This window comes from Streptomyces seoulensis (assembly GCF_004328625.1).
In the GTDB taxonomy this organism is placed as follows: domain Bacteria; phylum Actinomycetota; class Actinomycetes; order Streptomycetales; family Streptomycetaceae; genus Streptomyces; species Streptomyces seoulensis.
On record NZ_CP032229.1, the window covers coordinates 2,514,047 to 2,531,311 of the forward strand.

The 17,265-nt window shown below is 73.3% G+C and carries 14 protein-coding genes and 1 tRNA gene; 5 read left to right on the forward strand and 10 right to left on the reverse strand.

Annotation, left to right across the window (positions count from 1 at the left end; genetic code table 11):
* Positions 1–202: 202 nt before the first annotated feature.
* The 5 genes from D0Z67_RS11635 to D0Z67_RS11655 all read right to left on the reverse strand — a co-directional run bounded on the left by D0Z67_RS11635 (position 203) and on the right by D0Z67_RS11655 (position 8,389).
* Positions 203–2,782: an ABC transporter permease gene (locus tag D0Z67_RS11635; RefSeq protein ID WP_031184276.1), complete on the reverse strand. Its 2,580-nt coding sequence runs from the start codon at positions 2,780–2,782 to the stop codon at positions 203–205.
* On the reverse strand, positions 2,779–3,567 hold the full coding sequence (locus D0Z67_RS11640) for an ABC transporter ATP-binding protein (protein WP_031184275.1): 789 nt from the start codon (positions 3,565–3,567) through the stop codon (positions 2,779–2,781). Before D0Z67_RS11640 ends, D0Z67_RS11635 begins: the two co-directional genes overlap by 4 nt.
* A gap of 414 nt (positions 3,568–3,981) precedes the next feature.
* Positions 3,982–4,845, reverse strand: coding sequence for a hypothetical protein (locus D0Z67_RS11645; RefSeq protein WP_031184274.1), 864 nt, complete (start codon positions 4,843–4,845; stop codon positions 3,982–3,984).
* Between the two features lie 183 nt (positions 4,846–5,028).
* A complete protein-coding gene (locus D0Z67_RS11650) occupies positions 5,029–7,377 on the reverse strand; it encodes an SUKH-4 family immunity protein (protein ID WP_031184273.1) in 2,349 nt (782 codons plus the stop codon).
* Between the two features lie 10 nt (positions 7,378–7,387).
* Positions 7,388–8,389 carry an SMI1/KNR4 family protein gene (locus D0Z67_RS11655; RefSeq protein ID WP_031184272.1) on the reverse strand — a complete coding sequence of 334 codons (1,002 nt, stop codon included), beginning with the start codon at positions 8,387–8,389 and terminating at the stop codon, positions 7,388–7,390.
* A 332-nt stretch (positions 8,390–8,721) separates the two neighbouring features.
* Here D0Z67_RS11655 and D0Z67_RS11660 point away from each other — a divergent pair, with 332 nt between their 5' ends.
* Both D0Z67_RS11660 and D0Z67_RS11665 read left to right on the forward strand, forming a co-directional pair.
* Positions 8,722–9,237 carry a YwqJ-related putative deaminase gene (locus D0Z67_RS11660; RefSeq protein ID WP_031184271.1) on the forward strand — a complete coding sequence of 172 codons (516 nt, stop codon included), beginning with the start codon at positions 8,722–8,724 and terminating at the stop codon, positions 9,235–9,237.
* Between the two features lie 62 nt (positions 9,238–9,299).
* Positions 9,300–9,833: an SUKH-3 domain-containing protein gene (locus D0Z67_RS11665; RefSeq protein WP_031184270.1), complete on the forward strand. Its 534-nt coding sequence runs from the start codon at positions 9,300–9,302 to the stop codon at positions 9,831–9,833.
* Here the strand turns inward: D0Z67_RS11665 and D0Z67_RS11670 are convergent.
* The 5 genes from D0Z67_RS11670 to D0Z67_RS11690 all read right to left on the reverse strand — a co-directional run bounded on the left by D0Z67_RS11670 (position 9,820) and on the right by D0Z67_RS11690 (position 14,513).
* Positions 9,820–10,701, reverse strand: a complete 882-nt coding sequence (locus D0Z67_RS11670; RefSeq protein ID WP_037776336.1) for an SAM-dependent methyltransferase — start codon at positions 10,699–10,701, stop codon at positions 9,820–9,822. The two genes, D0Z67_RS11665 and D0Z67_RS11670, sit on opposite strands and share 14 nt — an antisense overlap.
* The gene (locus D0Z67_RS11675; RefSeq protein ID WP_078873765.1) at positions 10,680–11,357 is read right to left on the reverse strand and encodes a cysteine hydrolase family protein; all 678 of its coding nucleotides are present in this window, start codon (positions 11,355–11,357) and stop codon (positions 10,680–10,682) included. Before D0Z67_RS11675 ends, D0Z67_RS11670 begins: the two co-directional genes overlap by 22 nt.
* Positions 11,354–12,436, reverse strand: a complete 1,083-nt coding sequence (locus D0Z67_RS11680; protein WP_031184268.1) for an isocitrate/isopropylmalate family dehydrogenase — start codon at positions 12,434–12,436, stop codon at positions 11,354–11,356. Before D0Z67_RS11680 ends, D0Z67_RS11675 begins: the two co-directional genes overlap by 4 nt.
* A gap of 38 nt (positions 12,437–12,474) precedes the next feature.
* Entirely contained in the window at positions 12,475–13,005 is a 531-nt protein-coding gene (locus tag D0Z67_RS11685; protein WP_031184267.1) for an EF-hand domain-containing protein, read from the reverse strand.
* Between the two features lie 176 nt (positions 13,006–13,181).
* Positions 13,182–14,513 (reverse strand): sensor histidine kinase, encoded by a 1,332-nt coding sequence (locus tag D0Z67_RS11690; RefSeq protein WP_031184266.1) that lies wholly within the window; start codon positions 14,511–14,513, stop codon positions 13,182–13,184.
* Between the two features lie 144 nt (positions 14,514–14,657).
* On the opposite strand from D0Z67_RS11690, the gene D0Z67_RS11695 reads away from it, so the two are divergent.
* The 3 genes from D0Z67_RS11695 to glmU all read left to right on the forward strand — a co-directional run bounded on the left by D0Z67_RS11695 (position 14,658) and on the right by glmU (position 17,190).
* Positions 14,658–15,539 carry a hypothetical protein gene (locus tag D0Z67_RS11695; RefSeq protein WP_031184265.1) on the forward strand — a complete coding sequence of 294 codons (882 nt, stop codon included), beginning with the start codon at positions 14,658–14,660 and terminating at the stop codon, positions 15,537–15,539.
* Between the two features lie 6 nt (positions 15,540–15,545).
* A tRNA-Gln gene (locus tag D0Z67_RS11700) sits at positions 15,546–15,616 on the forward strand.
* A gap of 125 nt (positions 15,617–15,741) precedes the next feature.
* Complete coding sequence (gene glmU / locus D0Z67_RS11705) at positions 15,742–17,190, forward strand: bifunctional UDP-N-acetylglucosamine diphosphorylase/glucosamine-1-phosphate N-acetyltransferase GlmU (RefSeq protein ID WP_078873763.1); 1,449 nt, start codon at positions 15,742–15,744, stop codon at positions 17,188–17,190.
* Positions 17,191–17,265: the final 75 nt, after the last annotated feature.

Genomic DNA, 17,265 nt, shown 5'->3' on the forward strand with positions numbered 1-17,265 from the left:
CCCCTGTTTCCCGGGTGCCCTGTGCTGCGGCTCGCGTACCAGGGGGCTCTGCCCCCTGGGCCCCCGGTTTCCCACCCGGGCCACCCGTCTCTGCCGGCTGAAAAGGGCAGCTTGGAAAACACGGGAAAGCAACCGCCCCCACCCCGGACACGCCGGTGCCGGGAGCCCCCGCGCTCCCGGCACCGGCCCCCCGTCAGTCCCCCTACTCCGTAGCGATCGCGCTCAGCACATTCATCCGCCCCGCCCTGAACGCCGGGATCAGCGCCGCGAACAGCCCCACGAAGGCCGAGGCGATGAAGACGGTGATGATCGTCGGCCAGGGGATCTCCAGGACCTTCAGCCCCTGGAGCGCCAGGAGCTTCTGGGCCGTGGCGCCCCAGCCCATGCCCAGGCCGAGGCCGAGGAGGGCGCCGAAGAGGGCGATCACCACCGACTCCAGGCGGATCATGCGGCGGAGCTGGCGGCGGGAGAGGCCGATGGCTCGCATGAGGCCGATCTCGCGGGTGCGTTCCACCACCGAGAGGGCGAGGGTGTTCACCACGCCGAGGACGGCGACGATGATGGCCAGGGCCAGCAGGCCGTAGATCAGGTTGAGGAGCTGGCCGATCTGGTCCTTGAGGGCCTGCTTGTAGTCGGTCTGGTCGCGGACGGTGTACTGCGGGTAGTCGTGCAGGGACGCCTTGAGCGCCTTGTACGCGGCGTCCTGCTGCCCCTCCTTGGCGGTGGCGAAGAACAGCAGGTCGAGCGGCATCTTGTCGGCCGGTACGTACTTCTTCGCGGTGGCGATGGAGACGTACATGGCGCCCTTGTCGACCACGACCTCGTCGCTGGTGATCGCGCGGACCGTCAGCTTCGCGGTGCGGCCGTCCTTGAAGGCGACGCCGACCCGGGAGCCGAGCTTGATGCCGTGGTCCTTGGCGAAGCCGGCGTAGACGGACATGGAGTCGGTGCCGTAGGCGTCGGCGAGGTCGCCCTGGACGGTCTTGGTGCGCAGATCCTCGGCGTAGCTGGGGTCGGCCGCGTTGAGGGACGCGTTCTTGGAGACCTTGCCGTCCGGCGTGGTCAGGGTCACCGGGAGGCTCTTGTACTCGGTGACCCGCTCCAGGCCCGGCGTGCTCTTGAGGGCGTCGACGGCCTGCGGGGTGATGACGGAGCCGTTGTCGCTCTGGACGATGAAGTCCGTGCCGACCGTCTTGTCGAGCTCGTCGGTGGCGGAGGCCACCATGGACGAGCCGACCACGGACAGGCAGGCCACCAGGGCGAGGCCGATCATCAGGGCGGCGCCGGTCGCGCCGGTGCGCCGCGGGTTGCGCAGCGCGTTGCGCTCGGCCATGCGGCCGACGGGCCCGAAGACCCTGAGGACTATCGCGCCGAGGACACGCACCACGCCGGAGGCGAGCAGCGGGCCGATCACCACGAAGCCGATCAGGGAGAGCACGATGCCGAGGCCCAGCCAGGCCGAGCCGGTCGTGGCGTGGTCGCTGCCGGCGGCCATGGCCAGGCTCGCGGCGCCGGCGCCGGTGAGGACCAGGCCGATGACCGCGCGGATCATGCCGGCCCGCGCGTCGGCCGGGGCTCCCGCGTCGCGCAGGGCGGCCATCGGGGAGATCTTGCCCGCGCGGCGGGCCGGCAGATAGGCGGCGAGGACGGTGACGACGACGCCGAGCACCACACCGGCGACCGGGGTGGTCCAGGCGACCGTCAGATCGTCCGTGGACAGGTGCATGCCGATCTGGCCCATGAGCTTCATCAGGCCGACGGCGATCCCGACCCCGGCGCCGACTCCCAGCACGGAGCCGAGGACGCCGAGCAGCAGGGCCTCGATCAGCACCGACCGGTTGACCTGGCGGCGCGAGGAGCCGATGGCCCGCATCAGGCCGATCTCGCGGGTGCGCTGGGCGACCAGCATCGAGAACGTGTTGATGATCAGGAAGATGCCGACCAGGAACGCGATCCCGGCGAAGCCGAGCATCGCGTAGCGCATGACGTCGAGGAAGCTCTTGACGTCCTGCTGGTTGGCGTCGGCGACCTCCTTGGCGGTCTGCACCTTGTAGCCGGTGCCGAGGGCGGCGCTCACGTCCCGCTTGAGGCGGGCGTCGGTGACGCCCTGGGCCGCGGTGACGTTGACGTTGGTGAAGACGCCGGTGCGGCCGACCAGAGCCTGCTGGGCGGTCTTGGTGTCCAGGTAGAAGATCGCCGCGCCGGGGTTGGTGACGGTGAAGGTGGCGATGCCGGACACGCGCGCCCGGTGCGTGCCGACGGCGGTGATGACCCCGATGTCGTCGCCGAGTTCGAGGTGGTGCTTCTTGGCGGTGTCGGCGTCGACCATGATCTGGCCGGACCCCTGGGGCGCGGCACCGGTGGTGATCTTCATGGTGCGGGCGTCGTTGGCGTTCCAGTTGCCGACGATGGTCGGGGCGCCGCTGGTGGGCGACAGCTTCTCCTTGTCGGCGTCGACCACGGTGACCGAGGTGGAGAACACGGTGCCCTCGGCCGACTTCACGCCCGGCGCCCGCTCGATCCTGCCGACCACGGCCGCGGGAAGGACGGGCGGCTTGCCGGTGTCGGAGGTGGTCTCCCCGGTGTCGGAGGCGCCCTTGGCGCTCACCGTGACGTCGGAGGACGTCACCTGGAAGAGCTTGTCGAAGGTGGTGTTCATGGTGTCGGTGAACACCAGGGTGCCGCAGACGAACGCCACCGAGAGCAGGACCGCTATCGCGGAGAGCGCCATCCGGCCCTTGTGCGCCAGGAAGTTGCGCAGGGAGGTCTTCAGGACGGTCATGAGGTGCGCCCCCGCGCGTCGAAGTCCTTCATCCGGTCCAGGACCTGCTCGGCCGTGGGCTTGAGCATCTCGTCCACGATCCTGCCGTCGGCCAGGTAGAGCACGCGGTCCGCGTAGGAGGCGGCGACGGGGTCGTGGGTGACCATGACGATGGTCTGGCCCAGCTCGTCCACCGAGCGGCGCAGGAAGCCGAGGACCTCGGCGCCGGCGCGGGAGTCGAGGTTGCCGGTGGGCTCGTCGCCGAAGATGATCTCCGGCCGGGCGGCGAGCGCGCGGGCCACGGCGACGCGCTGCTGCTGGCCGCCGGAGAGCTGGGTGGGCCGGTGCCGGAGCCGGTCCTTGAGCCCGACGGTCTCCACGACCCGGTCCAGCCACGCCTTGTCGGGCTTGCGGCCGGCGATGTCCATGGGGAGCGTGATGTTCTCCAGCGCGTTCAGCGTCGGCAGCAGGTTGTACGCCTGGAAGATGAAGCCGATCCGGTCGCGGCGCAGCCGGGTGAGCTTCTTGTCCTTCAGGCCGGTGATCTCGGTCTCGTCCAGGTAGATCTGACCGCCGGTCACGGTGTCCAGACCGGCGAGGCAGTGCATCAGGGTGGACTTGCCGGACCCGGAGGGGCCCATGATCGCGGTGAACTGGCCGCGGGCGATGTCCACGTCGACATGGTCGAGGGCGACGACGCGGGTCTCCCCGGCCCCGTAAGCCTTCACGACCTGCCGCGCTCGTGCGGCGACGGCCGTAGGCCCTCCAGTGCCCCCGTGCCTGGGAATGGTCACAGCCGATGTCACGGTATGTCTCCTATGCGGGTCGATCGCGGGCACCCTGGATCGCGGTGCGATGCGGGAGTGGAGTGGTGCGGGCCGGTACGTCCGTGCGCTACGCCTGAAGTCTGGCCGTGGCGGGGGGTGCCGCACGCTGGTGCGGGCCCCCGTTTCCCGGGGGGAAATCCCCACCCCCCGGGCTCTGGCCGGCCGCCCCCCTGGCGGCATAAAGACAGACTAAGGACGGGGCGCGCCCGCCCTCGTCCTCCGCGGGGACGAACCCTCCCCGAGCCCTCGTACGGAGATACCCCTAGGGGTCCTCCACCGACGGGTGGAGCCGTTCTCAGGGTCGTGTCCACCCCCGACCCCGGACAGCCTCCACCCTCACCCCGCGTCAGGGGCGATCCGCCCCCTACGGGCACCCCCACCCGCGCCCCCGGGTCACCGCGCGGCGGCCCGCCCCGTCAGCTCGGTCAGCCGGTCGCGCACACGGCTCGTCTGGTCCTGTACGTCGTCCCAGGTGTCACTGTGCTCACGCAGCACGTGCTCGGTCTCGCGGGCGGTGCGCTCCGCGTGGAGCCGGGCCCCGGCGAGGATCTCTTCGGCACGCGCGCGTGCCTCGTCCTGGCGGTGCCGGGCCCGGACGGCCTCCTCCTCCAGCGCCCGCGTGGCGGCCGCGAGTCCGGCCTCCGCGCGGGCGGTCCGCTCGGTGAGGCGGGCCTCGGCGGCCGACTCCCGCTCCGCGTCCGCGCGTTCGGCCGCCGCCCGGCGCTCCGCCCGCCCGGCCTCCAGTACGGCGGGCAGCGCGGTGGCCTGGGCGCGCGCCTCACGCAGCGCCGCGAGCGCCTGCCCGCGCAGCTCCCGCACCTCGCGCCGGGCGCCCACCCGCACCCGGTCCGCCTCCGTACGCGCCGCCAACAGCAGCCGTACGGCCTCCTTCTCGGCCTCGGCGCACCGCGCCAGCGCGGCCTCCCGCGCGGCCGCCACGACACCGGCCGCGTCCCGCTCGGCCCGTGCCACCTGGTGCCGGGCCTGCTCGTGGGCCGCCTCGCGCACCGCGCGGGCCTCCTCGCGCAGCAGGGCGAATGCGTACCGGGCGCGCTCGCCGAGGGTGCCGTACTCCTGCGGGGCGAGTCCCGCGGCCGTCTCCCGGAGCCGGGCGGACTCGGTCTCCATCCGTCCCGCCAGGACGGTCAGCCGGGCGGCGCGCTCCCAGACGGCGTCCCGGTCGCGGGAGAGTGCCGTCAGGTACGCGTCGACCTGGCCGGGACGGTAGCCGCGCGGTGTCCTCGCTGTGCCGCTCACCCTGGGACCCCTCTCCGCCGGACTTACCCGACAGGACGATTTACCGCATATCATGCCGTTCCGGTCACAGATGGCCATAACGCGACACTCCGTAGACGGCACTTGGTCACAAGCGGGCAGGAAACACCATGGGGCCCTTCACCCGAACCGGTGAAGGGCCCCATGTCTGCGCGGCGATGCCCGCTAAAGCAGGCCGTCCCACATCTGCTCCAGCAGCACCGACCACCAGCTCTCCGGCGACGCCAGCGCGGCCGGGTCCAGCGCGGCCAGCTGGGCCTGGAAGTCGACGGTCCAGCGGGCCGCCTGCTCCTGGTTCAGGCCGTACCGCAGCCGCCACATCCGGCCCAGCAGTGCCAGGCAGCGGGCGAACTCGGGCAGCCCGGAGTTGACGAACTGCGGCGGCACCGGCGCCCCGCCGGGTCCGCTCTCCACCGGCACGGCCACGATGTTCGCGGTGCCGTACTGGACGCAGATCGCCTTGCCGAAGTCCGTGCCCATCACCAGGTAGGACCCCGCGTCCGAGGCCGGGGCCACCCCGCGCTCGGCCGCCAGTTCCGCCAGCGTCGGCACCGGACGGCCCGGCTGGGCCTGCGCCCAGAAGAACGGGCCCATGTCCAGCGGGAGCCCGGCCACCACCAGGGTGTGCGCGACGACCGGCGGCACGCCCTGCCGGGCCACCGCCTGCTGCTCGAACCGGTACACGCCCGGACCGAACACCGCCGCCAGCTCCTGCGCGACCGCCTCCGGCGGGACCGGCGGCACGGGCGGCACCGGCGGCAGCGGCGCCCGCACCGGCGCGGGCCGCGCGGGCCCGTCCGCGACCTGGTGCAGCTCACCCTGATGGGCCAGCAGCTCCTGCATGCCCTCCTGCCGGCTCGCGTGGTCCGTGCCGTACGGCGCGATGGACGCGATCCGCGCCTGCGGCCACTGCTCCCGGATCATCCGCGCGCAGTAGGCGCCCGGCAGTTCGCAGGACTCCAGCTCGGTGTGCAGCTCCAGCACCTGGTCCGGCGGCACGTTCATCGCGCGCAGCTCGTGGAAGATCTGCCACTCCGGGTGCGGGGTGCCCGGCGCGGAACGCCGGATGAGCTGCTGCTCCGAGCCGTCGTGGGCGCGGTAGCGCAGCACCGCCTGGTAGCCGGGACCCACCATGGGCTGCCCCTGCGGGGGATACCCGTACGCGCCCGGCATCGGCGCGGCCGGCGGGGGCATCGCGCCGGGCGGCGGCATGGCACCGGCCGGAGGCGGCATCGCGCCGGGCGGCGGCATGGGCGCGCCCTGCGGCGGCGTACCCGCGTGCGGCATCGGCTGCGGCGCGGGCGGCGGGCCGGGCGGCATACCGGGGACGGGGGGCATTCCGGCCGTGGGCTGGGTGCCGGGCGTGGGAGGGGTGCCGGGGGCGGACGGCGGCGGGGGCACGCCGGGGCCGCCGGGCGGGGGCGGGGACAGCACGGTCTCCGCGTGGTGCACGGCACCGGGCGCTCCGGCGGGCCGGGGCGGCGCGGGGGCGTTCGACGCCTGCGGTGCGCCCTCCGGCCCGGAGGGGCTCTCCAGCGAGGACACCAGCTGCGTCGGTACGTACCCCTCGGCACCGCCGCCGGGCTGCGCGCCCGGCGTGCCGGGGGCGCCCGGCGGGTGCGGCAGGGACCCCGAACCGCCGCGCGGCTTGCGGGGCGGCGGGGCGGCCTTGCTGGTCGCGGCGTCGGCGATGTCACCGGCGTGCGGCGGCAGCGGGCGGGCCGGAGCCGGCGGCGTGGGGGCGCCCGGGGCCGGGGACTTGGCGCCGTCCACGGCGGGCGCGACCGCGGTGGGCGGGAGCTGGCTGCCGCCCGACATCAGCGCCGTCTTGGCGTCCGGCGCGGCGGTGGGCGGGGGCGGGGTGCCGTCGTGCACCGGCGGCGCGAACACCGTCGCGGGCAGCGGCACCGAGCGGTCCTCGCCGTCGGCGTTGGTGTCCGTACCGGCCCACGGGGTGTCCCCGTCGCGGCGTTCCCGCTCCGCCTCGCCCTGGGCGGCGGGCCAGGCGGCCCCGCCGTCCGGGGCGGCGGCGGGGATGCCGGCCTGCGTCCGGGCGAGCCCCGGGGAGGAACCCTGGGCCGGTACCGGGGGCGCACCCTGACCGGCCGCCGTGTCCGTGCCCGGACGCCGGTCGGGGATACCCAGCTTGTCCGCGGCCTCCTGGAGCCACTCCGGCGGACTCAGCAGGAAGGACGTCTGGTTGAGGTCCACCCGCGCGGCGGGCGGCACCGGCCCCGCGTCCTCGACGTCGTCGGGGCGGCCGTACAGCTCCTCGTAGCGGCGGATGACCTCGCCCACCGGCAGCGCGGGCCACAGCGTGGCCTCGCCGCTGTCCCGGGCGATGACCAGGCGCTGGCCGCCCGCGTCCGAACGCGGGCCGTCGGCACGGTCCTCGCCCCACACCACGAACCCGAGGTCGAACTCCCGCACCCGCACCTCCCGGTGCTGGTACGACGGGACGTCCCCGTTGATCCACTCCTCGCCGCGCTCCTGCGCGCGCGCAAACGTCACCATGACCCGGACCTCACTCCCCCGCCGGCGCCGACGCCGCGGACACCGGGACGGCGTGCGCGAAGCCGCCGTCCACCATCAGACTCGCCACCGTGTCCAGCTCCGGCGGATCACCGGCCAGCCGGGACAGGAACGCGTCGAAGTCGTCCCCGCAGGGCAGCAGCAGCCGCTCCACGCGCTCCGCCGCCGACCACGACGGGTCGGTGTCCCGTACGTCGTCGTACGCGCAGAACCACACCGAACCGGCCCGCTCGCCCTTCACCTTCACCGCGACCAGACCGCCCTGGACGAACGCGACACCCAGGTAGTCCTTGGTCAGGTGGTCGCGCAGGCACTTGTTCACATACGCCAGGTCGTTGACCGCCGCCTCGTCCCGGACGGTGAAGAACGGCTGGTCCAGCAGCAGGCCCAGCTCCGCGTCGAGCGCCGCGCCCACCGGGGCGCAGCCGCCGGCCGCCTTCAGGAACGAGCGGTAGGCGCCGGGCAGCCGGTAGCCGAGGTCCTCCTCGACGCCCTGCACCTGCGACTCCGTCACCGCGACACCCGACTTGGGGAGCGCGAAGTGCGCCGGACGCGTCTCGTTCAGCGGGCGGGTGCCGCGCTTGGCGTGGTCCACCACCGCCGTAGCCACCCCGCCGTGGTGGCGCAGCAGCGCCTTCACCTCGACCGGGATCAGCTCCACACGCCGGGAGTTCGCCACGTGGTGCCACGTCCAGCCGTGCGGCGTCGCCACCTCCGGCACCGTGTCCCACAGCTCGTGCCCCGACGCCGCGAGCACCGCGTTCGCCGACACGTAGTCGGTCAGCCGCAGTTCGTCGACGCCGAAGCCCTCCGGGGGCTCCGCGATCTCGGCCGCCGCGCGCGCGTAGGGCGCGAAGTCGGGATGACCGTGCTCGTCTATCCGTACGCCGCGCGGATGGCGGGCCGCCCGCACCGGGTCCGGGAAGTGCACGACCTGCCCGGCATAGGCCGCGTTCGGCGGCGCGGCTTCCTGCCCGAGCCGACCTGTCGTCATGGCGGTTGCCCCCTGCGGCACTCTGTACGAGCCGGGACGCCCCGACCCGTATCCGACTGTCTTCAACGTCACCGACGCCCTTGCCCGCGCCCCGGCGCGGTGCCGACAGCCTATGCGGTACCCGTGTGCCGGTCACCGGCCCACCGGACCCCGGCCCTCCGCACCGCCCCTCGAACACCCCCGCGAGAGCCCGTCACTTGTGTGAGCAACCGTCACCGCACGTGACGACGGAGCCCCGCCCCAGCGTGTCGCACCGCCCCAGCTTCCGCAGCCGCCACGGCATTTGGCACTCTGTGTCCTCCGGGCGCGGGCCCAGGGGAGGGAAGACGACCATGAACACGATGCCGACCGGAGGTACCGACGTGCGGGCCGGCGACCCCCGCATCGGCTGGAGCGACAGCACCGAACCTCCCGCCCCTGCCCTGCTGCACCGCCGCGACGGCATCCTGCCCGCCGTCGCCGCCGCCCTCTCCGTACGCGGCGCCACCCTCACCGGCACCGCCGCCCGCGGCGACCAGCCGGCCCCCCTGCACCACCTCGTGCAGGACTTCCTCGACACCCTCACCAGCGGCCAGCGCGACCGCTTCACCGGACGGTGCGCCGAGACGATCCTCATCTCCCGGCACCTCACCGCCGCCGATGCCACCCGCAGCAGGCGCTCCGCCCGCCGCCCCATGACCAACGGCGAGGCCCGCAAGTCCCTCAAGCACGCCAAGCTCACCGCCCGCCGCATACGCGAGGACGGCGACCCGCTGCACGGCAGCTTCGCCACCCCCTGCCGCGCCTGCGCCGCCCTCACCGCCCACTTCGGCGTCCGCGTCGTCGACCCGGCCACCACCGGCGACTGAACCCGCCGCCGCCGGGCCACGTACTCAGCTCACCAGCACGACGACCGATTTCGATAGGGCAGATGCACCCCGACCGCACCTCCTCCCCCCGGCTCACCGCACCCCACGCGCCGGGCGGCACCGCGCCCCGCTTCCCCGGCGCCGTCGACAACGCGCTGCGCACCGCGGGCTGGCACCCCGGCCGCTGGGACATAAAGCAGGCCGAGATCTGGGCCGACACCCTGCGCGAACACCTCTCCCCGGCCGGCCACCGGCACGCCGTCTTCCCCGCCGCCGTCGAAGCCTGGGCCGAGTTCGGCGGACTCCACGTCACCCCCACCGGAAGCGGCCGCCAGATCGCCCCCGCCAACCTCCACCTCGACCCGCTCCAGGGCCTGCACCTCGCCCGCACCCTCGGCGACCTCGGCCGCGCCCTGGCCACCGAACTCAGCCCGCTGGGCGAGGAGACCGACACCGCCGCCCTCCTCGCCATCGACACCCAGGGCCGCGTCTACACCCTCGACCACACCGGCGACTGGTACCTCGGCCCCGACATCGACCACGCACTGACCGCGCTCATCGCCGGCACCCAGCCCGTCCGCCTCACCACCGGCTGACCCCCGCCGCCCCCTTCACCGCGAACACCCAGCGGTTGGCGGCCAGCGCGTCGTCCGGCTCCGGCCGAGGCCCCCGCCCGTACCGGCGGACATGGTCGTACGGCGTCCCCACCTCGGTCCGCCAGCCCCGGGCCGCCAGCTCCGCCGCCGAGTCCGGACGCGGATCACCGTCGAACAGCGCCAACAGATCCACTCCCAGCCGCTCCCGCGCCTCCGCGTACACCGGGCTGTCCCGCACCGCGCGGGCCTCCTCAAGCAGCTTCACCTCGTAACCGAGCATGCTGCCCGGCGCGCTCAACTCGTCGATGACTCCGATGAGTCGGCGTTCGGCGGCCGCCGGGAGATACAGCAGCAGCCCCTCCGCCAGCCACGCCACCGGCAGACCCGGGTCCAGACCCGCGCCGAGCAGCGCCGCCGCCCAGTCCCCGCGCAGATCCACCGGCACCGGCACCCGCCCGGCCGACGAAACCGCGCCCACCGCCGCCAGCACCCGCTCCTTGAAGCCGAGCACACCGGGGCGGTCCACCTCCCACACCGTGCTGCCCGACGGCCAGTCCAGGCGGAACGCCCGCGTGTCCAGGCCAGCCCCCAGCAGCACGAACTGCCGGGTCCCGGCCCGCGCCGCCGACCGCAGCGCGTCGTCCAGCACCCGCGTCCGCAGCCCGAAGTACCGGGCGAGCCGCCCCCACACCGGATCGGCGTCCCCGCGCGGCACCTCCTCCAGCGACACCGGCCAGAGCGCCGACACCGGCGCCGCCCGCACGAAGCACTCCGCGTACGGATCACGCGCCAGCGCGTCCGCACGGCGCGCCTCGATCGCCCGCCCCGCCGCCACCAGCAGCGCGGTCACCCCGACCCCGGCGTCCACTCCGAAGTCACCGGCACCGGACCGGCCCGCCGAACCGACAGTCGTGATGGCTCCTCCTCGGTCGAGGCCGGCGGACACACGGCCCACAGCTCCGGGTCCGCACGCGTCGTCAGCCGGGCCCCGTACACCCGCGCCATGAACGACAGCACCAGCGGCTCCGGCAGATGCAACGGCGTCGTGCAGTCCGTCAGCACCGACACCTCGAAACCCTTCTGGAACGCCGTCCGCGCCGTCGAATCCACACACACATCGGTGAACACCCCCGCGAACACCAGCCGCACCACCCCCCGCTCCCGCAGATACCGCTCGAACCCCTCCGCCAGGAACGCGTCGAAACACGCGTACTTGGTGAACACCCGCTCCCCCGCGGCCGGCACCACCCCGTGGAACTCCGCGCCCCGGCTCCCCGACACACACTTCGCCCGCTTGCCCAGGACCGCGTCCCGCCGCCGCCAGCTCGGACCCTGATGCCCGACATCCCCCAGGAAGCGGACGAACACCACCTCCACCCCGGCCGCCCGCGCCCGGTCCACCACGTCCGCCGCCGCCCCCGCCGCATCCGCCAGCACCACCGGATCACCGCCGTGCCGGGCGGCGGCCGACGCGTCGCAGAAATCGTTCTGCAGGTCGACCACCACCAGCACAACCCCGCTCACGCCCCCGCCACCAGCGCGCCCGCCCCCGGCCCCGGCACCCCCAGGCCCGCCAGCACCCCCGCCACCACCTCACCCGTCGACGCCGACCCCCCCACATCGGCCGTCGCCACCCCCCGCGCCGCCAGCCCCGCGAGCGCCCCCTCCACCGCGGCCACCGCCCCCGCACACCCCACATGCCGCTCCGCCACGGCCGCCGCCGCCCGGATCGTCGCCACCGGATTCACCAGACCGCGGCCCTCGAGATCGTCCGCCGAGCCGTGCACCGTCTGGAACTCCACCAGCCCCGCCACCTCCGGCAGCAGATGCACGTTCTCCGTGAAGCGGCTCTCCTGCCGCTCACCCCCGAACCGGTCCAGCAGCACCACATGCATGATGTCCGCCCACTCGTTCCCCGCCACCACCACCGTCCCCGGCGGCAGCCCGTGCGCGATCAGATCCCGGTTCACCGTGTCCGGCTGGCACAACCGGATCTCCACCCCGTGCCGCTCCGCCGCCCGCCGCACCCAGTCGTCCAGCGCCCCGTCCAGCAGATGGAACTTGTACGCCATCACCACCCGCGCCGCCCCCACCCCGGGCCACACCAGCCGCGCCCGCGCCAGCGCGCAGTCGATCACCTCGTTCGTGATCCCCTCGGCGAACTCCATCGTCCGCACCACCCGCCCCGGCTCATGCCGGTTCTCCCCCGTGTAGAACCCCTGCGCTTGATCCCGCACCAGCAACAGCTCCGGCGCCACCCCACCCGGCGGACCCCCCAGCCCGTCCACCTTCACCGCACGCAACCGCTGCCGCACCAGATACAACGACTGCGCGTTGACCGCCGTACGGAACACCGCCGAGACCCCCCGGGCCGCCAGCCCCCGGCAGAACCCCTCGTAATGCGCCGCGTCCTCCTCCGTCAGCGCCGCCACCCGCTCCGGCGCCTCACCCCGCAGCGACACATACGAGTGATAGACCCGCTCCGCGCGCTCCACCCGCACCGGCACCTCGGACGCCCCCGCCAGCCGCCCGAGCACCCGCTCGAAGACCCCGGCCACCTCCGCGCCCGTACCCCGCCCCACCGCGAGCCCCACGACCGTCACCCCGGACCGCCCCTCTCCCCGAACCGACCCGACGTCCCTCAGACCACCGCGCTTACCAGGTGATCCCCCGGAATCCCCGCCTTGTCCGGCGCGTAGAAGTCCTCGATCCCCGCCACCCACGTCGCCACCGCGATCCGGTCCTCCGCGTCCGGACCGAACGCGTCGAACAGCGCGTCGATGTTCGGGCCCGCGAAACCGATCGCCCGCATCAACGCCGTGAACAACGGCCGCTCGATCGCCCCGTCCCCGTCCGGATCACCCAGCGCCGCCAGCGCCTCCGCGAACTCCCGCACCGTCCCCGCGAACCGCTCCGGCGCCAGCACACACGCCCGGTACTCCTCCAGCGTGATCCGCCCGTCCCCGTCCGCGTCCAGCTCCGCCTCCAGCGTCTCCCAGTACCGCTGGAACGCCGCCGCCATCCGCGCCCGCGCACCCTCCCCCGAACCCTCCGCAGCCGCCGTCACCCGCGACGCCATCAGCTCGAAGTCCTCCGGGTCCAGATGACCGTTGCCGTTCGCGTCGAACAGCGTGAACACCAGCGTCACCCGGTCGATGGCCTCAGTACGCATGACCGCCAGAACCTTCCGTCGACTCGCCCCGAACCCCTCGGCGCGCACCGACACACTGCGTCCGCGAAGCCCTCCGCATGCCGGACGGCGCACACGTTCATCCGATGGGTGGATTCAGCACCTACCGAGGGTTGAGCGGCGCACATGGCAAGAGCGCGCACCACAGGACACGGCCCTCACACGGCCGGGATCACCGCCGACACCCGGAAACCCCCGGCGTCCGTCGGCCCCGACACGAACACGCCCCCCAGCGCCACGACCCGCTCCCGCATCCCCAGCAGACCGTTGCCCCCCGACGGCAGACCCGCCGACGCCGACCCCGGCTCCGGCGGCGAATCGTTCTCCACCTGCATCGCGATCTCCGCCGACCGATGGGCCAGCCGCACATACGTCTTCGCACCACCCGCGTGCTTGTGCACGTTCGTCAACGCCTCCTGCACCACCCGGTACGCGGTCTGCTCCACCTCCGCCGGATACGAACGCAGCTCACCCTCCACCGACAGCGCCACCACCATCCCGGCCGCCGCCGACTGCCCCACCAGCTCCTCCAGCTCCGACAGCCACGGCCCGTCCACCACGACCACCTCGGCCGCCGCCTTCGACGCCGCCTCCGCGGCGGCAACCCCCACCGCCGCCAACGGCACCGCGGCCGGCTCCGGCTCCACCCGCCGCCGCACCGCACCGCCCGAGTCCCCCGACCGCAGCACCCCGAGCATCTCCCGCAGCTCGGTCAGCGCCTGCCGGCCCATGTCCCCCACCAGCGCCGCGTTCCGCACCGCCTTCTCCGGGTCCTTACGGGCCACCGCCTGCAACGCCGCCGCGTGCACCACCATCAGACTCACCCGGTGCGCCACCACGTCGTGCATCTCCCGCGCGATCCGCGTGCGCTCCTCGTTCCGCGCCCACTCCGCGCGCTCCTCCGCCCGCTCCGCGAGCAGCTGCAGCTCCCGCTCCAGACTGTCCGCCCGCTCCCGCAGGCTCTCCATCAGCCGGCGCCGGGCACCCACGTACATCCCCAGCAGCAGCGGAGGCGCCGTCACACCCAGCGAGGTGGCCACCGCGGCGAACGGCACGAACCAGTCGCCCAGCGTCAGATCGCCGCGCGCCATGTCCTGGCTCACCCGCACGAACGTCACGATCATCGTGCCCACCAGCGACATGCCCGCCAGCGCCACGATCACCCGGCGCGGCAGCTCGCACGCCGCCAGCGTGTACAGGCCGACGACGCCCATCAGCAGGCCCATCTCGGCGGGCGTCACCGCGACCGCCACCAGCACCACCGCGACCGGCCACTTCCGGCGCACCAGCAGCACCGAACCCGCCAGCAGCCCGAACACCACACCGAGCCACAGCGGCACGCCCGCGTCCCGCGCGAACGGCACGCCCTCCGCGCCGCACTCCGCCGCCGACGCCAGCGCCAGACCGACGTCCAGCACCGCACCGCGCCGTCTCTCCCACCACCACGGGCCGGTCGGCGCCCTGGTGTGGTCTTCCCCCGTCGTGGTCATGCCCTCCAGCCTACGGGCGCCCCGGGGGCCGTTTCCGGTGACTTTCCCCTACCCGTCCGGACCACGGCACCCTCCGTCACTCGAACTACTGAACTCCGCCGCACGCGTGCCCGGAGGCCCGCATTCCGCCCGGACGATATGCAAATGGCACATTCACCAGGCAAAACCTCCAAGTACACCGACTTCGAGAACCTCCGCGCCCAGGCCGTCGCCCTCCGCCGTCAGGGCATGAGCCTCCGCCAGATCCGCGACCACCTGAAAATCCACAACAACGACCTCCTCAACCGCCTCGTCCACGGCGAACCGGCCCCGGAATGGACCAAACGCCCGAACGCCAAGGACGACCTCCGGGAAGAGGCGAGGGAACTCCGCCGCCGGGGCCACACCTACGACCAGATCCAGATGAAGCTGGGCTGCTCGAAGAGTTCGATCTCGCTCTGGGTACGGGACCTGCCGAAGCCTGAGCGCCGGGACCCCGCGGAGCAGGCGAAGCTGGCGTCCCGCAAGCGCTGGGAGCACGAACTGGCCGTACGCGACGAGAGTCGCCGCCGGACCAAGGCGGACGCGCGGGCTGAGATCGGCACACTGTCCGACCGCGAGCTCTTCATCGCGGGTGCCGCTCTCTACTGGGCCGAGGGAAGCAAGGACAAGCCACACGCCCGCCGCGAGCGCGTCGTCTTCATCAACAGCGACCCCGGCGTGATCCGCGTCTTCCTGGCCTGGCTCGACCTGCTCCAGGTGCGGCGCGAGGACCTCAGCTTCCGCGTGATGATCCACGAGTCGGCCGACGTGGCGGCCGCCGAAACGTGCTGGGCCGACCTCGTCGGGGCGGACGGCGGCGCGTTCACGAAGACGACCCTGAAGCGGCACAACCCGAAGACGGTCAGGAAGAACACCGGCGAGGCGTACCGGGGGTGCCTGGTCGTCAGCGTGCGCCGAAGCGCGGAGTTGTACCGTCGCATCGAGGGCTGGTGGTGCGGCATAGTAGGGGCTGCCACCACGACCGATCTTCCGAATCGGACATAACGGCAATCCCAGGTCGTCTAAGGGCAAGACGTCAGATTTTGGTTCTGATCATGGGGGTTCGAGTCCTCCCCTGGGAGCAATTGCTCAGTTCGGGTCCCGACCGGTACAAACCCCCGGCGGGACCCGCTCTCATGTCCGCCGAAACACCCCCCGGTATTCTGCCGCCAGTCACCACCTCTTCCCAGAGCCGAAAGGCAACTCCGTGAGCGCCATTCGCCCGGCAGCCGTCGTCGTTCTCGCAGCGGGTGAGGGCACCCGTATGAAGTCGGCCACACCGAAGGTCCTGCACCGGATCTGCGGCCGCTCCCTGGTCGGCCACGTGCTGGCCGCCTCCCGTGAACTGGACCCCGCCGAGCTTGTGGTCGTCGTCGGTCACGCCCGTGAGCAGGTCGCCGCGCACCTCGCCGAGATCGACCCCGGCGTCCGCACGGCCGTGCAGGAGCAGCAGAACGGCACCGGGCACGCGGTGCGGATGGCGCTGGAGGAGCTGGGCGGCCCGGTGGACGGCACCGTCGTGGTGGTCTGCGGCGACACCCCCCTGCTGACCTCGGCCACCCTCGCGGCCCTCACCGGCACGCACCAGGCGGACGGCAACGCCGTGACCGTGCTGACCGCCGAGGTCCCGGACGCGACCGGTTACGGCCGGATCGTGCGGGACGGCGCGAGCGGCGCGGTGACCGCGATCGTGGAGCACAAGGACGCGACCGCCGAGCAGCGGGCGATCGCCGAGATCAACAGCGGTGTGTTCGCGTTCGACGGCCGGCTGCTGGCGGACGCGCTGAAGCAGGTGCGTACCGACAACAGCCAGGGCGAGGAGTACCTGACCGATGTGCTGGGCATCCTGCGGGCGGCCGGGCACCGGGTGGGCGCGTCGGTGGCGGGTGACCACCGGGAGATCGCCGGGATCAACAACCGGGTGCAGCTCTCCGAGGCCCGCCGGACGCTGAACGACCGTCTGCTGACGGCCGCGATGCTGGACGGTGTGACCGTGGTGGACCCGGCGACGACGTGGGTGGACGTGACGGTCGGCTTCGGCCGGGACGCGGTGGTGCACCCGGGTACGCAGCTCACCGGTGCCACGCGGATCGACGAGGGCGCGGAGGTGGGCCCGAACAGCCGCCTGAACGACACGGTGGTGGGCGCGGGCGCCCGCGTGGACAACACGGTGGCGGACGGCGCTGAGGTCGGCGAGGGCGCGACGGTGGGTCCGTACGCGTATCTGCGGCCCGGGACGCGGCTGGGGGTGAAGGCGAAGATCGGTACGTACGTGGAGACGAAGAACGCGTCGATCGGTGAGGGGACGAAGGTTCCGCATCTGTCGTACGTGGGGGACGCGACGATCGGTGACTTCACGAACATCGGCGCGGCGAGTGTGTTCGTGAACTACGACGGTGAGAGCAAGCACCACACCACGGTGGGGTCGCACTGCAAGACCGGTTCGGACAACATGTTTGTGGCTCCTGTCACGGTCGGGGACGGCGCGTACACCGGCGCGGGGTCCGTGATCACCAAGGATGTGCCGCCCGGTGCGCTGGCCGTGGCCCGTGGTCAGCAGCGGAATATCGAGGGCTGGGTGGCTCGTAAGCGCTCCGGGAGCGCGGCCGCGAAGGCGGCGGAGGCGGCGTCCCGGCCGGGCGTGGACGAGGGCTGAGGGAAGGCTCGTCGGAAACGGCTGCGTCAAACACGGCGTACCGTGATAAGTGCACAACCGCACCCCTACCAGCCG